Here is a 16,058-nt window from a genome sequence, read left to right as displayed (position 1 = left end):
AGCGTTACCCCTTTATGTATGGTGTTCCGGATGCTGCTGGCGGCCGAGACTTTCCGACCAGACCGGCGACGGCAATGATTGTCACGACGTACGGCAGCATGAGCATGAACTCGCTCGGAACCGGCGAACCCACCACGCTCAGAGCGTTCTGCAGGTTGCTGGCGAAGCCGAAGAGCAGCGCCGCGAGCGTTGCCTTGATCGGGTCCCAGCGACCAAAGATCACGGCGGCGAGAGCGATAAAGCCGGCGCCCGCAGTGACGTCCTTGCCGAACTGGCCTGTCTGGCTCAGCGTGATGAATGCTCCACCGAGACCGGCGATCGCGCCGGCAAGGGCGACGTTCCAGAAACGGGTAAGAGTCACGTTGATGCCGACAGTGTCGGCGGCCTTGGGGTGCTCACCGACGGCGCGCAGACGCAGTCCCCAGCGAGTGCGGTACAGCGCGAACGCAACGGCGGCCACGATGACGTACAGCAAGTAGACGATCAGCGTCTGCTGGAAGAGCACCGGGCCGATGATCGGGATGCCGCTCAGCAGCGGGATCGCCAGCGTCGAGAACCCTTCCGGGTTGTTCAACTGCTCGGGGTTGTCCGTAAGCCAAGTCGAGTACAGGAATCCGGTGAGACCAGAAACCAGAACGTTGATGACAACACCGACGATGATCTGATTAACGAGGTACTTGATCGCGAAGACCGAGAGCAAGAACGACACGAGCATTCCGGCGACAGCTGCCGCGAAGAGTCCCGCGAAGGCGGAGCCCGTGAGGGTTCCGACGACGGCGGAAACAAACGCACCGGCTAGCAGTTGGGCTTCGATCGCGATGTTGACGACACCGACGCGCTCGGAGATTACGCCACCGAGAGCACCGAATATGAGCGGAACGGCAAGCACGAGAGAACCGGCAAGCAGTTCAGGAACGCGAAGCGTCTCATCGGCAGCAGCCCAGGTGAGGAAGCCGGTGAGAGCGAGAATCGCACCCACGATGGGAATCCACTTAGGCACTGCGCGATCCTGCGAGATCATGAATGCCGAGCCGACCGCGATGAGCGCGGTCAGGATCGTCACGACAACGCCGGTCGCAAGCGCAGGCAAGTGAATAACCGGCAGTTGGAACAGGTCGGACCCCGTTGAGAGGTTGAACCCGGTGGGGGCGTCCTCAGCGAAGCCAACGAAGAGCACGCCAGAGATCAGCGAGACAATCGCGAATGCGATCGGGAGCTTCCAGCTACGACGATCGATCTTCGATCCTGCGTGGTTTTTGCTTTCAGAAGTTTTGGTGAAAGTCATTAGCTGACCACCTTCTTTGCGCGAGCGCCGGGTTGCGGCAGTCGGAACACAGCCCTCACGAGCGGCGGAGCTGCGATAAACAGAACGATGAGGGACTGAACAACGAGAACGATGTCAATCGGGATGCCCTGCGAAGCCTGCATGGTGAACCCGCCCGCTTTGAAAGCACCAAAGAGGAGGCCGGCAGCGAAGGTTCCCCACGGGGTGGAACGCCCGAGGAGAGCAACGGTGATGGCGTCGAAGCCGATTCCCGCATCGACCCCGGAGGTGAATCCGCTCGTGGTCGTTCCGAGCACCTCGGTGCTCGCAGCGAGACCAGCGTAGCCACCCGCGATGAGCATGACGTAGATGTAGATGCGCTCAACCTTGACACCGGCGACGCGAGCCGCGTGAGGGTTGAGGCCCACAGCGCGGAACTTGAAACCGAGGCTTGAGCGGTCAATGAGCCACCAAGCCACAACGGTAGCCGCAACCACGAGGACGAAGCCCCAGTGCAGCTTGAAGCCGTCACCAAAGATGGGCTGCAGAACGGCGCTTTCTGCTGCTGGCGGGGTCTTCGGGTTGTTGGAACCTGGGTTCTTGAGCAGATCAGTGCGCAGCAAGAAGCTGATCAGGTAGTAGGCAACGTAGTTGAGCATGATCGTGACGATCACCTCGTGAGCACCGGTGCGCGCTTTCAAGAGACCAGCAATCGCACCCCAGAGGGCACCACCGATGATTCCCATGATCACAGCAACGGTGACGTGGATGACGATGGGCAGATCCCACGCGAAGCTCGCGTAGCCGGCGAATGCTGCACCGACAATGATCTGGCCGCGGCCACCGATGTTGAACAGACCAACACGGAAGGCGATCGCGACACCGAGCCCGGCGGCAATCAGCGGCGTTGCGAAGACCAAGGTCTGCGTTAGCGGCTTGATGGCCGAAAGGAAGTCATCGCGACGGAAGTCGTAGATCGATCCTTGGAACAGTGCGAGGTAAGCACCGCCGACAGCGGAGCCGATGGCCGCGAAGAGGTCACCGGGACGAGCGAAGAAGTAGCCGGCTGCATCTTGCACATCGGAATCGGTGAATGCGATGAGCACTCCACCAATCAGGATCGCCAAGACGACGGCGAGCAGCGAAAGCAGCGCGTTACCCGACGCGATTTCGCGGAACGCGTTCGTCCAGCGGACAGTGTCCTGGTTCGTTTCCGAGGTCGTGGCAGTCTCTGTCACGGCCGCTTCTTCGGCTTTCAGGTCTTCAGGCTTCTGGTCTTCAGGCTTCTGGTCTTCAGGTTTCTGTGGTGTTGGCTCGCTCATGCTGCCTCCTCCGTAATGCGTTCGCCAGCCATCATGAGGCCGAGTTTTTCGCGCGGGGTGTCCGCAGGCACGATTCCAACAATTTGTCCCTTGTACATGACCGCGATGCGGTCTGCAAGGGAAACGACTTCGTCGAGTTCAGTCGAGACAACGATCACGGGAACTCCGCGGTCACGCACTCGAACAATCTGCTCGTGAACAAACTCGATAGAACCAACGTCGAGTCCGCGAGTCGGCTGCGAGACGACCAACAACGACAGCTCGCGGCTGAGTTCTCGAGCCAACACAACCTTCTGCTGGTTACCGCCCGAGAGCTTCGAGACGAGTTCGCCGATGCTCTGAGCGCGGATGTCGTATTCCTCAAGCTTCTCGGTCGCGAACTCGGTGAGCACGTCCGTTTGCAACGTGGCGTACTTGACGAACGGTTCTCCGTCACTGCGGTCGAGCATCAAGTTTTCGGCAACCGAGAAGGCACCAACGAGACCATCGAGAGTGCGGTCTTCCGGCACATAACCAACGCCAGCATCGAGGATTTGGCGCGCATTGAGGCCGAGCAATTCGGTGCCGTTCAACGTAATTGAACCCGATGCTCGCTCTTGCATGCCGAGCAGCGCTTCGGCCAGTTCAGTTTGACCGTTGCCCTGCACTCCCGCGATGGCGAGAATCTCGCCACCCCGAATCGTGACGCTGAGGTCTGTGACTGCGCGGTGCCCAAGTTCATCAGCGATCGACAGCTTGTCGATCACGAGAGAGTTGTCGGTGAGCTGCGCCGGAGCCTTGTCGATCGTGAGGTCGACAGCACGGCCGACCATGAGCGATGCCAGTTCTTCCTTGTTCGCACTCGGGTCTGCTTCGCCAACAACTTTTCCTAGGCGGATGACGGTGATGCGGTCCGCTACTTCGCGAACTTCACGCAGCTTGTGCGTGATGAAAACAATGGAGGTGCCTTCGGACTTGAGCTGGCGCATGATGGCCATAAACTCGTCAGTCTCTTGAGGCGTCAGTACCGCGGTCGGCTCATCGAAGACCAGGATCTTGGCTTCACGCGAGAGCGCCTTGACGATCTCCACACGCTGCTGCACGCCAACCGGCAAATCCTCGACGAGAGCGTCGGGATCGATGTCGAAACCGAAGCGAGCGGAAATGTCACGCACGAGCGTGCGGGCGGCTTCGAGGTTGAGGAGCCCGGGACCGTAGACCTCTTCGTGGCCTAGAGCCACGTTTTCTGCGACGGTGAACACGGGGATCAGCATGAAGTGTTGGTGGACCATGCCGATACCGGAGCGCATCGCGTCTCCTGGTCCAGCGAAGTGGCGCACCTCGTCATCGATGAGAATTTCGCCCTCCTCAGCCTGATACAGGCCGTAGAGCACATTCATCAACGTTGACTTACCCGCGCCATTCTCGCCGAGGAGGCAGTGAATCTCGCCCTCTTCGACCGTGAGATCAATATGGTCATTCGCGATTAGGTCACCGAAGCGCTTGGTAATACCTCGCAGCTCAAGCTTCACAATCTCTCCTCAGTACTGTGACGGGCATCATCGCCGTCGTCGGGTTTCACAAGAATAGCCTCAGAGGACTAGTCCAAAACGAAGGGGGCTGACCCTCAGGCCAGCCCCCTCAGTTCTATCTAATTAGTTCAGGTACGACGTTACGGCGATGTCGCCGGAAATGATGCCGTCCTTGACGGTGACGAGCTCAGCTTCGAGCCCTCCGTCAACCATCGACTCGAAGTCGTGGAACGGCGAGATGCCAACTCCACCGTTTTCGAGGGTTCCGATGTACGGCGTGGTGTCGAGCGAACCGGTCGAAGCCTCGTTGACGACGTCTTCAACTGCAACGCCGATCTGCTTGAGGATCGAGGTGAGGAACAAGTCCGCAGCTGCGGTCTCGGTCTCGGTCAGGTCAGCGTCTACACCGATCATGGCGATGTCCTTGCCGGAGTCGCGGATTGCCTCAACCGCGCTCTGGAAGATGGGTCCACCAGCAGGAAGCAGAACGTCTGCACCCTGGTCGATCAGGTTCTGAGCTGCTGCACGCGAGTCGGTTCCCGGAGCGAAGGTACCGATGAAGGTTCCGTCCTGTGCTGCGATGTCCCAACCACGAACGGTGACGTCGGTGCCCTTTTCGGAGTTGTAGTACTCAACACCCTGAGCGGTTCCGTCGAGGAAGATCGAAACGGTGGGGAAGTTCATTCCGCCGTACATTCCGATAACACCGGTCTTGGAGTAGCTAGCGGCAGCGTAACCCGCGAGGAATGCAGCACCAGCGGTGTCGAAGAGGATCGGCTTGATGTTCGGAGCGTCGATGGTGCCATCGAAGTCGTTGTCTGCCGCGTCATCGACAATTGCGAAGTCGATGTCGGGGTTCGCGAGAGCGAACTCAACGGTGGCTGCGGAGAGGTTGAATCCGACGGTGACGATCAGGTCGCAACCCTCAGCTACGAGGCTTTCGATGTTGGGTGCGTAGTCTGCATCGCTGGTCGATTCGACAGCGTTGAATTCAACACCGAGTTCGTTGGCTGCCTTTTCGATACCTTCGTAACCGAGCTGGTTGAACGACTTGTCGTCGAATCCGCCAGAGTCAGAAACCATGCAGGGAAGGTAGTCAAGCGCTTCGCCCGATCCGGCGTCGGTCTCTTCGGGTGCTGATGCGCAACCGGCGAGTACGAGTGCGCTGGTGGCAACGAGCGCCATGCCGCTGAGTGCGCGGCCGTGAGTGCTGATTCTCAAGGTGTCCTCCAAGATGCTGTCCGACAGAAATTGTCGAAACATAGTGAACCTACGCTACCGAAGAATCAAGGAATGCATTGTGCGAATATGAGCGCCGAAGCCGAATGGTTACAAACGCGAAATACGGTTGTCACAACACATCATTACGTCCGGAGACTTTTAGAGCATCCACTACAGATTTTACTCTCTGAGCGTTCGCAGTTGTAGTAACCAGCAAAGCATCGGGGGTATCGACCACGACAATGTCGTTTACCCCAATTAGGGAAATAAGCCGGTCAGTCTGACTAATCACCACACCCGTGGACTTATCGGCTAGAACGCGAGCATTTTCGCCGAGGATCGCGAGGTCTGATTTGCGCCCACCCGAGTGCAACTTGGCGATCGAAGCGAAGTCGCCAACGTCATCCCAATCGAAGTCTCCGGGGATCACGACGAGGCGCCCTTCTTCGGCAGCAGGTTCGGCCACCGTGTAGTCAATGGCGATCTTGGCGAGGTGCGGCCAGACGGCGTCGACGACGGCGCCGCGTTCTGGGGTGTCCCACACTTCAGCGAGCTCGGTGAGGCCAGCCAATAGTTCGGGTTCGGCTTTGCCCAGTTGTTCGAGAAGCACGTCGGCACGCGAAATAAACATGCCGCCGTTCCAGAGGTAGTCGCCGCTGGCCACGTAGGCCTGGGCTGTCTCGAAATCAGGCTTTTCAACGAACGACTTCGCCATGACAGCGCTGGGAGCGTCGTCGATCTCAAGCGGATCGCCGCAGTGGATGTAGCCGAACCCAATAGCGGGCTCGGTGGGCGTGATTCCAATGGCAGCGATGTAGCCAGCATTGGCCACGGCGATCGACTCGCGCACGCTGCGCCTGAATCCGCGGATGTCGCGAATCACATGGTCAGCAGCAAACGATCCAATGATGACGTTGGGGTCGCGTTTGAGCAGGATCGCGGCCGCAAGCCCGATCGCTGCAGAGGAGTCTTTTGGCTCGCTCTCGAGCACAACGTTGGGGTCGCTGAGTTCGGGCAGCTGCTTTTCTACGGCGGCACGGTGCGCGCGCCCGGTCACGACCATAATGCGGTCGGTGCCAGAGATCGGCGCAAGGCGATCCCAGGTGTCCCGCAGCAAGGTCTGGCCTGATCCGGTGAGGTCGTGCAAGAACTTGGGGGCGTCGGCCCGCGACAGCGGCCATAGCCGTGACCCGATACCGCCGGCGGGGATCACGCTATAGAAGTTGTCGAACGGGGCCTGATGTTGGCTCATGCCTCCACCTTAGACTTCAGCACCCGTTAACTCGCCGGTTGTCTGCACCTTCTACTGTCAGGGTCACGACAACCGATTGAGGTGCTGATTGTGCGAGTCGCCATTGTGAGCGAAAGCTTCCTCCCCACTGTCAACGGCGTCACCAACAGCGTGCTGAAGGTGCTCGACTATTTGAGCGCCGAAGGCCACGAGGCGATTGTGATTTGTCCATCGGCTGGCGCCCCCAAGACCTACGCGGGATTCACAGTGCACGCGGTGCCCGCACTGGCTTATCGGCAGTTTCCTGTTGGCCTGCCCAACCCGCAAGTTCACAAGTTGATCGCCGACTTTCGCCCCGATGTGGTTCACGCCGCTGCTCCCTTTCTTCTCGGCGCTCAAGCCATTTCGTCGGCGAATCGCCTCGGCATCCCCGCAGTAGCGATTTTTCAGACGGATGTCGCAGGCTACGCTCGCCGTCACCACCTCGGTCAGGCGACCAAGCTGGCCTGGCGCATCGTGCGCTGGATCCACGATGGTGCTGAGCTCACGCTTGCCCCGTCGAGCACCGCAATGACGGATCTGCGGGCCATCGGCCTCACGAAGCTTGAACGCTGGGGTCGCGGCGTCGACCTCGCGATGTATCACCCCGCCAAGAAGCTCTCGCCGGCGACGGCGAAGCTGCGCAAGCGCCTCTCCCCCAATGGCGAAATCGTGGTCGGGTATGTGGGACGCATCGCTCCCGAGAAACAGGTGGAGCGGCTGCGAGCGCTTCGGGGCCTCACCGGGGTGCGCGTTGCGATCGTCGGAGACGGTTCATCGGTACCTCTGGTCAAGAAGGAGCTCGCCGGCATCCCCGTGACGTGGCTGGGCAAGTTGGGTGGCGAGGATTTGGCCGCGGCCTATGCCGCCTTCGATATTTTTGCGCACACGGGAACTGAAGAGACCTTTGGCCAAACTTTGCAGGAAGCACATTCGGCAGGTTTGCCTGTAGTGGCGCCCCGCGCTGGCGGCCCCATTGATTTGATTGACCACGGAATTGACGGCTTCCTCTTTGAAGCCGACAACGAAGATCAGTTGCGTGCCTATATAGAGGCGCTCGCCATTGATCCGGCGCTTCGAGCTCGCATGGGTGAGGCCGGGCGGCGCACTGTTCTCGGAAAGTCGTGGAGCGGAGTCTGCAGCGAACTTGTTCAGCACTACGAAGCGACGATTGCTGCTGCATCCGCACCGGTTCCTCGGTAGGTAGCTGCACACTGTGCCCACAGTGACTTGACTTAGAGTGCGCTCTAGGAACAAACATGGGTGGCACGATGACAACAACGAACGAACGAGTACTCACCATCGGCGAGGTCGCAGAGGCGACCGGCGTCACCGATCACACGCTTCGCTACTACGAGAAAGCAGGACTTCTTGTGGTTCCCCGCCTCGCGAACGGTCAGCGGCGTTACCGCGAAATGGATGTCAAGGCCGTCGAGTTCATCGGCCATCTTCGCCGCACCGGAATGCCCATCCGAACCATTCGGGAGTATGCCGATCTGGTGCGCAGCGGCAAAGACACCTCAGCGGAGCGGATGCGCTTGCTCGAGCAGCACCGCGAAAATGTCATTCGTGACCTAGCCGAACAACAGAAGCACCTCGACGGGATCACCCTGAAAATCGAATGGTACCGAGCGGCGATGGATCAGCGCGAAAATTCCGGGGCTCAGTTCTCAGAATCTTTGGCGTCAACGGCGATTGCGCCCTAGATTCAGCGCTTCGCTGGCAGCAAGGCTCGTTAACTTTCACAATATTCTCGAAAACATTCCGGATATCTCGCTATTTAGGGTCGACTGGGAAGCGAGGGCCTTCACGCGGGAATAGAATGAGAGAGTCCGCCTGTGCGGACACTCATCGGTCGCGGTGGACGCGACCCCACACCGCAAGGAGGGTCCTCGTGCCAGAGAAGTCGGCGAGTAACCTAGTGGCGGAGCCGCAGTCGCCGCCCAAGATTCGCTCACCCAAGAGACCTGCTGGCACCCTGTACCGGGGTAAAGAGGGCATGTGGTCGTGGGTGTTGCACCGTATTACCGGTGTTGCTATCTACTTCTTCCTCCTCGTGCACATTCTCGACACCGCCCTCGTGCGTGTGAGTCCTGAGGCCTACAACGCGGTGATCGACACCTACAAGACGCCCCTCATGGGACTTGGCGAGATAGCCCTCGTCGCGGCGATCGCATTCCACGCCTTCAACGGACTGCGCATCATCCTGATCGACTTTTGGGCGTTCGGTGCCAAGCACCAGCGCACCATGTTCTGGGTTGTCATTGGTCTCTGGGTGGTTCTGCTTGCCGCGTTCATCCCCCGCCAGCTAATGCACATCTTCGGAGGTTGAGCATGAGTCTCATCGAAGCCCCCCGCACCCCTACCCGTGGCCACCGCACCGGTGGAATCAACTGGGAAAAATGGGGATGGATCTACATGCGCGCTTCTGGCGTCGTGCTGATCGTTCTGATCTTCGGCCACCTCTTCGTCAACCTTGTTGCCGGCGAGGGTGTCAAAGCCATCGACTTCGCGTTCGTCGGCGGAAAGCTCGCTGACCCGTTCTGGATTGTGTGGGACGGCCTCATGCTGTGGCTCGCGCTCATCCACGGCGGCAACGGAATGCGCACGCTCGTGAACGACTATGCAACCAACCCCAAGGTGCGCAAGGTTCTCTTGATCGGAATTGCCGCATCCACGGTCATCCTGATCATTCTGGGAACGCTCGTGATCACTACCTTTGACCCCTGCCCAGCCGGAGCTGACCCAGCTCTGCTCCCCAGCTTCTGTGAGGCATCTTAATTGGCAACGATTAACACCGGCGACATCGCCGACGGAACCGTTATTGACGGAATCCATTACCACCAGTTCGACATCGTCATTGTGGGCGCCGGTGGCGCTGGCATGCGAGCCGCTATCGAAGCCGGCCCGCACGCCAAGACCGCTGTAATCTCCAAGCTCTACCCCACGCGTTCGCACACTGGTGCAGCGCAGGGTGGCATGGCTGCGGCCCTCGCCAACGTCGAAGAAGACAACTGGGAATGGCACACCTACGACACCGTCAAGGGTGGCGACTACCTTGTCGACCAAGACGCGGCAGAGATTCTCGCCAAAGAGGCCATCGACGCCGTTGTAGACCTCGAGAACATGGGTCTTCCGTTCAACCGCACCGAAGACGGCAAGATCGACCAGCGTCGCTTTGGTGGCCACACTCGCGAGCACGGCAAGGCTCCGGTTCGCCGCGCCTGCTACGCCGCTGACCGCACCGGTCACATGATCCTTCAGACGTTGTACCAAAACTGCGTCAAGCTCGGCATCAACTTCTTCAACGAGTTCTATGTTCTCGACCTGGTCATGACCGAGGTCGATGGCGTTGACGAACCGTCTGGCGTTGTTGCCTACGAGCTCGCTACCGGCGAGCTCCACGTGTTCCAGTCGAAGGCGATCATCTTCGCTACCGGTGGATTCGGCAAGATCTTCAAGACGACATCCAACGCTCACACCCTCACCGGTGATGGCGTCGGAATCATCTGGCGCAAGGGCCTTCCGTTGGAGGACATGGAGTTCTTCCAGTTCCACCCCACCGGGTTGGCTGGCCTCGGCATCCTCCTCTCCGAAGCTGCCCGTGGAGAGGGCGCGATTCTGCGCAACTCCGAGGGCGAGCGCTTCATGGAGCGCTACACGCCGACGCTCAAGGACCTCGCGCCGCGTGACATCGTTGCGCGCTCGATGGCCACTGAGATTCGTGAAGGCCGTGGAGCTGGTCCCGACAAGGACTACCTGTTCCTCGACATCACTCACCTCGAGCCGGCCGTCATTGACGAGAAGCTGCCTGACATCACCGAGTTCGCTCGCACCTACCTGGGCGTCGAGCCGTACACCGAGCCCGTTCCCGTGCTGCCGACCGCGCACTACGCGATGGGTGGTATTCCCACCAACGTTCAGGCCGAAGTGCTGCGCAACAACACGGATGTCGTCAAGGGGCTCTACGCCGCTGGCGAGTGTGCGTGCGTTTCCGTTCACGGTTCTAACCGTTTGGGAACCAACTCGCTGCTCGACATCAACGTCTTCGGAAAGCGTGCCGGAAAGGCAGCCGTCGAGTACGTCAAGACTGCTGAGTTCGTGCCGCTGCCCGAGAACCCTGCCGGGGGCGTCAAGAACATCCTCGACATGGTTCGTGCCGGCGATGGCACCGAGCGTATTGCCGTCATCCGCAAGGAACTGCAGGTCTCGATGGACCGCAACGCGCAGATCTTCCGCACCGATGAAAGCCTCGAAGAGGTAACCAAGCTCATCCAAACGTTGCGCGCTCGCTACAAGAACATTCGCCTCGACGACAAGGGCAAGCGGTTCAACACTGACCTGCTCGAAGCCGTAGAGCTTGGCTTCCTGCTCGACCTCGCTGAAGTACTCGTGTTCTCGGCTCGGTCTCGCAAGGAAAGCCGTGGCGGCCACATGCGTGAGGACTACCCCAACCGTGACGACGAGAACTTCCTCGTGCACACCATGGCGTACCTCACGGGCGACCCAGAATCAGAAGAGGCGGGTGACCACATCCGTCTCGACTGGAAGCCGGTAGTGATCACTAACTACCCGCCAATGGAAAGAAAGTACTAATGAGCACTGCCGTCGCTGATAACAAGCCTGCCGCAGCAGAGGTCGTTCCGACCTTCACTGCGACGCTCATGATTCGTCGTTTCGACCCCGAGGTGGATGAAGAACCGCGCTGGGAAGACTTCGACGTTGAGCTGTACGAGACCGACCGTATTCTCGATGCTCTTCACAAGATCAAGTGGGAGATGGATGGGTCGCTGACCTTCCGTCGCTCCTGCGCGCACGGTGTTTGTGGTTCGGATGCGATGCGCATCAACGGCCGCAATCGCCTGGCCTGCAAGACCCTGATCAAGGACCTCGACATTTCGAAGCCGATCTACGTGGAGGCCATCAAGGGGCTCCCCTTGGAGAAGGACTTGATCGTCGATATGGAGCCGTTCTTCGACTCGTTCAAAGAGGTCAACCCGTTCCTCATGGCTGGCCCCGTCAAGGGCGGCAAGGAGCGCAAGCAAAGCCCTGTGGAGCGCGCCCGCTTCGACGACACCACCAAGTGCATCCTGTGCGCTGCGTGCACGTCGAGCTGCCCCGTGTTCTGGACTGACGGACAGTACTTCGGTCCTGCCGCCATCGTGAACGCGCACCGCTTCATCTTTGACTCGCGCGATGAGGGTGCTGGCGTTCGCCTCGACATCCTCAACGACAAAGAGGGCGTGTGGCGTTGCCGCACCACCTTCAACTGCACCGACGCGTGCCCCCGTGGCATCCAGGTCACTCAGGCAATCGCTGAAGTGAAGCAGGCCATCATCAAGGGCAAGCCGTAACCACGCTTTCGCTTAACACAAGATCGCCCCTGGCGCTACCGAGGTAGCGCCAGGGGCGATTTGTTTGTGTGCGTCCGTCACCCACGGCGAACGCCCACTGTAGGCATTCGGGTTGCCTAATGAAAGAGACTGGTCTTCGCTCACATTATGACGAGAAGATTCGGCAAACACCCCCGAACTGGGGTTTAGCTCAGGAGGCGAACGTTGATGCCTTGGTTGTTTCCCGACGACAGCTGAAGCGGCTTGATGAGATCGTTGATGAGGCCATCGACCGTGCCGAGCAGGCCCCCGAGCAGACCGCCAGTGCCAACGAGGCCACCCAAATACCCGCGGTCAACGGTCTGAACCAAGTCAAGAGATGACAGCCCGCCGGGGATACCCGTGACGTTGAGCGCAAAGGTACCGTCGCTTGACACGGTAGTCGTCGCGTAAACGAGCCCAGCCGCCTGCAACGACAGATGCGCGCCGGGAGTGGCAGTACCGACGAGATTGAGGTTGACATCCGCCCCCACAACGCCGCCAGCGGCCGTGTGGCCTTCGGGGGCTGCTCCTCCCGTAACGGTGCCGACGACCGAGTCGACGAGTCCTCCGACAGCGTCACCAACAGAACCGACGAGACCACCAGTGCCGCTGGCGATGCCGTCGGTGTCGGTGGCAGCGTCAATAGACGGGACTGTAGGAATCGTGATGTCGCTGGGATCAGTGCGGGAGCCACCGAGATTGTCACTCACTCCCGAGTTTGTGACGTCGGCGTTGTTCTGGCCAGGGGAGGTGTCACTCGTCGTCGCGCCTTCTGCACTTGTCGAGTCTGGCGCCGTCGGGCCGAGCACAACAAGCGAACCCGTCAGAGCCACCGCCGCAGCAAGCGTGCCAGCGACCGCGACAGGAAGCGCACCCGCGCTAGCACCACCCACAGCGACCGCACTGCCGGCACCCGCAAGATGAGTGCTGGCAACGACGGCTGCTGGCATGGCCGGCGCTGCAGCTGCGGTGAGCGACGCTGCACCGCCCTGCCCGAAGGCGCTGAGGAAACCGCCACCGGCAACGCCGCCCAGCAGCATCGGGATCATCACGAGTGCTAGGCGTGAACCAACCTCATCGACCTCTTCGCACACGATCGCGCAACGAGTGCACGAGGCAAGGTGCGCTTCGATACGCGTAGTGTCTCTGCCGCTGAGGCTTTTGCGAGCATGCTCGCCAAACTTTGACATCGCCCACTGGCATTCGCCGGATGCCGTTGCATCGTTGATATGAGCCTGCAACCAGGCTTTGCGCAGGCCTTCACGCGCGCGGTACGACAGCGCAGCGACGCCGTTAGGGCTCATCCCGAGTAGTGGCGCCACCTCATGAGGGTCCATGCCTTCAACTTCGGTGTACCAGAGCACTGACTGCCAGCGTTCCGGAAGTTCACGGAAGGCTTTGGCCGTGAGGGAGTGGTCGAGTGCGACCGCAATAGGGTCGTCGAGAGTCTTGGGGTCTTCAAAGTCGGCGATCTCATCCACTTGCACTTCGCGGGAGGCTGCGCCCCACGTCGACGCGAGGTTGCGGATGGTCGTGTAGAGGTAGGGGCGGAAAGCGCCCTGTGGGCCGCCCCCCGCCAGCACACGCTGGTAAATACGCGCGAACGACTCAGACACGAGATCGTCCGCGTCTATCGACGTGTACTGACGGGCGACACATATTCCCGAGCGGTAGTGGCGACTCCAGAGCTCGGCAAAGGCGTTTTGTACCCCCGTACGCGCCTGTGCCAGTAGCTGCTCGTCCGAAGTGGTTAGCTTCGGTGCCACGATTCCGCTCATCCCCCTGATCCATTTCCCGGGCCTCTCTTTGTCCCTTGTGGGCGAAGATTTTAGAAACAAAACCTTCTTACCCAAAGAGACTGATGAACCCGTTCTCTATGACGCAGACTATCGAAAGTTCTCAGAAATTTGTGCCCCCCTTAGGGGGGAACAGCTCATTCTGTCCCGAATGATCAAGCGTTATAGCCAGTTTCAGAGTAGCGCTGACGAGTTCACCAACACCGCCGCTAGTAGACCACCTGCACTGGATGGAAGCACTCTCTCGGGCGCACGACAGTCAACGGAGAATTCGTCCCGATTGGGAGCTCCCCCGCAACCGCGCGAACCACTTTTGCTGGTCAGGCTGGCAAATCACTCGCGCTGGCAGCGCTAACCGTGGGAGAGTTTTGTACCCCGATTATTCGAGACGAGGTTTTTGAGAAGAGTTCAGCTCTAAACGTGCACGCTCCCAGTTCATGCAAGATAGACGTTTTAGCTGGACCACTTTCATGCTCGTGGAGATGCCGAAAGCCACAGGGGGCACCCCCACCGCAGTTACGTCCAGCTCGGCACATTGTCGAAAAAGTTTGTGCACACCGCACACCGAGACCTGCGACTGCCGGTTAACGACGTAGCGCCACGATTCCCGAAGGAATCGTGGCGCTACGAACGAGTTATTCGAGCGAGCTAGGCAGCGTTCGCCGCAGCTTCACGAGCGGTGGGTCCGGTGGTCGCGTTGATGGCGGCCGCGGCGCGAGCCTTGGCCTGTTCGAGCGTGACCGTCAGGAGCTCGGCGCGCACGTCGGCGAGCGCCGCGGGCGTCATCGAGAGGCTTGTTACTCCCAGACCGACAAGGACGATGGCCAGTTGCGGATCTGCGGCCGCTTCACCACAGACTCCGACAGGCTTGCCCGCTGCGGCTCCCGCGTCTCCGAGCATTTTCACCATGCGGAGCACGGCAGGGTGCCACGGGTCTTGGAACTTAGCGAGGGTGCCGAGCATCCGGTCCGCAGCCAGCGTGTACTGCGTGAGGTCGTTGGAGCCGATCGAGACGAAGTCGCTGCGTTCTGCGACCTGGTCGGCGAGCACGGCGAGCGAGGGAACCTCGGCCATGACACCGACGGTGTTAAGACCAAGCTCGCGACCAAGGGAGACGAAGTAGTCGGTCTCTTCGGCATCCGACACCATCGGCGCCATCACCCAGAGGTCGGCGTCGGTCGCGTTCTGAGCGTTGACGAGTGCGGTCAGCTGGTCACGAAGGATGTTCTCGTTGACACGAAGCGAACGAAGCCCGCGCTGGCCGAGGGCGGGATTTACTTCTTCGCCCATGTCCATAAAGCTCAGGGGCTTGTCGGCACCAGCATCGAGCGCGCGAACGACCACCTTCTTGCCCGGGAAATGCTGCAACATCTCGGTGTATTCCTTGGTTTGCTCTTCAACCGTGGGGGCCGAAGTGGCATCGAGGAACATGAGCTCGGTGCGGAAGAGACCGACACCTTCAGCGCCGAGTTCGACAGCCTGCGCGGCCTCAGACGGAGTGCCGAGGTTGGCGAGCAAAGGAACGAGAGTCCCGTCAGCGAGAGCTCCATCAGTGATGGGAGCGTTTGCTGCGGCAGCGAGCTCGGCGATGCGGGCTTCTGCTGCGGAGACTTGCTCAGCGGTGGGCTCCGTCGTGATGACGCCAGCACCGGCATCCACAATCACCAGAGTGTCGTCGGCAAGGTCGAGTGCTTCTGCGACGCCCATAATCGCGGGGATAGCCTTCGAGCGAGCAAGGATCGCGGTGTGGCTGGTGGGACCGCCCTGGCGGGTGACGAGAGCGAGAACCTTGTCGAGTTCGAGCAGAGCGGTGTCTGCCGGAGCAAGGTCGTCAGCTACGAGCACGAACGGCTCATCGCGCTGCGGTACGCCCGGGGCTTCAACACCGCGAAGACGAGCAACGACGCGCTGGCTGACATCACTGAGGTCGGTTGCGCGTTCGGCCATCATTCCACCGAGCGAGATCAACATCTCGCGGAACGAAGCGAAGGCCTCGAATACTGCGCGTTCGGCAGCTTTGCCGCCGTCGATCAGCTCGTTGACGCTATCGAGAATCGAGGGGTCTTCAGCCATGAGGGCTGTAGCGGTGAGAACCTCGTTGGCTTCGGCATCCGCCTTCTCGGCGCGTGCACGCAGGTCAGCAGCCACAAAAGTGAGTGCGGATGCTGCCGCTTCTTTCTCTGCTGCAGCATCGCCGGAATGGCGAGCATCTTTCGGTTCCGGAAGGGGGTCGGGCATTCGCACGACTTTTCCGACAGCAACCGATCGTCCGACTCCAACACCCTGAAGTTCCATGTGA

Annotated in this window: 13 protein-coding genes; 6 read left to right on the top strand and 7 right to left on the bottom strand. The window is 60.2% G+C overall.

What is annotated here, in order from left to right; translation table 11 throughout:
- Positions 1 to 4 precede the first annotated feature (4 nt).
- The 5 genes from ACWFSR_RS02775 to ACWFSR_RS02755 form a co-directional block, all read right to left on the bottom strand.
- A complete protein-coding gene (locus tag ACWFSR_RS02775) occupies positions 5 to 1,285 on the bottom strand; it encodes an ABC transporter permease (RefSeq protein WP_447523018.1) in 1,281 nt (426 codons plus the stop codon).
- Positions 1,285 to 2,586 (bottom strand): ABC transporter permease, encoded by a 1,302-nt coding sequence (locus ACWFSR_RS02770; RefSeq protein WP_447523017.1) that lies wholly within the window; start codon positions 2,584 to 2,586, stop codon positions 1,285 to 1,287. The genes ACWFSR_RS02775 and ACWFSR_RS02770 overlap by 1 nt, the downstream gene beginning before the upstream one ends.
- Complete coding sequence (locus ACWFSR_RS02765) at positions 2,583 to 4,097, bottom strand: ABC transporter ATP-binding protein (protein WP_197107783.1); 1,515 nt, start codon at positions 4,095 to 4,097, stop codon at positions 2,583 to 2,585. Before ACWFSR_RS02765 ends, ACWFSR_RS02770 begins: the two co-directional genes overlap by 4 nt.
- A 123-nt stretch (positions 4,098 to 4,220) precedes the next feature.
- Entirely contained in the window at positions 4,221 to 5,360 is a 1,140-nt protein-coding gene (locus ACWFSR_RS02760) for a BMP family lipoprotein (RefSeq protein WP_197107785.1), read from the bottom strand.
- An 88-nt stretch (positions 5,361 to 5,448) separates the two neighbouring features.
- On the bottom strand, positions 5,449 to 6,570 hold the full coding sequence (locus ACWFSR_RS02755) for a mannose-1-phosphate guanylyltransferase (RefSeq protein WP_197107787.1): 1,122 nt from the start codon (positions 6,568 to 6,570) through the stop codon (positions 5,449 to 5,451).
- Between the two features lie 90 nt (positions 6,571 to 6,660).
- On the opposite strand from ACWFSR_RS02755, the gene ACWFSR_RS02750 reads away from it, so the two are divergent.
- The 6 genes from ACWFSR_RS02750 to ACWFSR_RS02725 all read left to right on the top strand — a co-directional run bounded on the left by ACWFSR_RS02750 (position 6,661) and on the right by ACWFSR_RS02725 (position 11,942).
- The gene (locus tag ACWFSR_RS02750) at positions 6,661 to 7,791 is read left to right on the top strand and encodes a glycosyltransferase family 4 protein (RefSeq protein ID WP_447523016.1); all 1,131 of its coding nucleotides are present in this window, start codon (positions 6,661 to 6,663) and stop codon (positions 7,789 to 7,791) included.
- Between the two features lie 68 nt (positions 7,792 to 7,859).
- Positions 7,860 to 8,294 (top strand): MerR family transcriptional regulator, encoded by a 435-nt coding sequence (locus tag ACWFSR_RS02745; RefSeq protein ID WP_447523015.1) that lies wholly within the window; start codon positions 7,860 to 7,862, stop codon positions 8,292 to 8,294.
- A 215-nt stretch (positions 8,295 to 8,509) separates the two neighbouring features.
- The gene (gene sdhC / locus ACWFSR_RS02740) at positions 8,510 to 8,920 is read left to right on the top strand and encodes a succinate dehydrogenase, cytochrome b556 subunit (protein WP_374058855.1); all 411 of its coding nucleotides are present in this window, start codon (positions 8,510 to 8,512) and stop codon (positions 8,918 to 8,920) included.
- A 2-nt stretch (positions 8,921 to 8,922) separates the two neighbouring features.
- Positions 8,923 to 9,369, top strand: a complete 447-nt coding sequence (locus ACWFSR_RS02735; RefSeq protein WP_197107795.1) for a succinate dehydrogenase hydrophobic membrane anchor subunit — start codon at positions 8,923 to 8,925, stop codon at positions 9,367 to 9,369.
- Positions 9,370 to 11,184, top strand: coding sequence for a succinate dehydrogenase flavoprotein subunit (gene sdhA, locus ACWFSR_RS02730; protein WP_197107797.1), 1,815 nt, complete (start codon positions 9,370 to 9,372; stop codon positions 11,182 to 11,184).
- Positions 11,184 to 11,942 (top strand): succinate dehydrogenase iron-sulfur subunit, encoded by a 759-nt coding sequence (locus ACWFSR_RS02725; protein WP_197107799.1) that lies wholly within the window; start codon positions 11,184 to 11,186, stop codon positions 11,940 to 11,942. The genes sdhA and ACWFSR_RS02725 overlap by 1 nt, the downstream gene beginning before the upstream one ends.
- Before the next feature lie 185 nt (positions 11,943 to 12,127).
- On the opposite strand, the gene ACWFSR_RS02720 is transcribed toward ACWFSR_RS02725, so the two are convergent.
- On the bottom strand, positions 12,128 to 13,741 hold the full coding sequence (locus ACWFSR_RS02720; RefSeq protein ID WP_447523014.1) for a sigma-70 family RNA polymerase sigma factor: 1,614 nt from the start codon (positions 13,739 to 13,741) through the stop codon (positions 12,128 to 12,130).
- A gap of 666 nt (positions 13,742 to 14,407) precedes the next feature.
- The gene (gene ptsP / locus ACWFSR_RS02715; protein ID WP_447523013.1) at positions 14,408 to 16,054 is read right to left on the bottom strand and encodes a phosphoenolpyruvate--protein phosphotransferase; all 1,647 of its coding nucleotides are present in this window, start codon (positions 16,052 to 16,054) and stop codon (positions 14,408 to 14,410) included.
- Between the last annotated feature and the right edge of the window lie 4 nt (positions 16,055 to 16,058).

It is taken from the genome of Salinibacterium sp. NYA9b, assembly GCF_976973725.1.
Note: the sequence above shows the minus strand (reverse complement) of the source record. Positions and strands in the feature narration are given on the sequence as shown.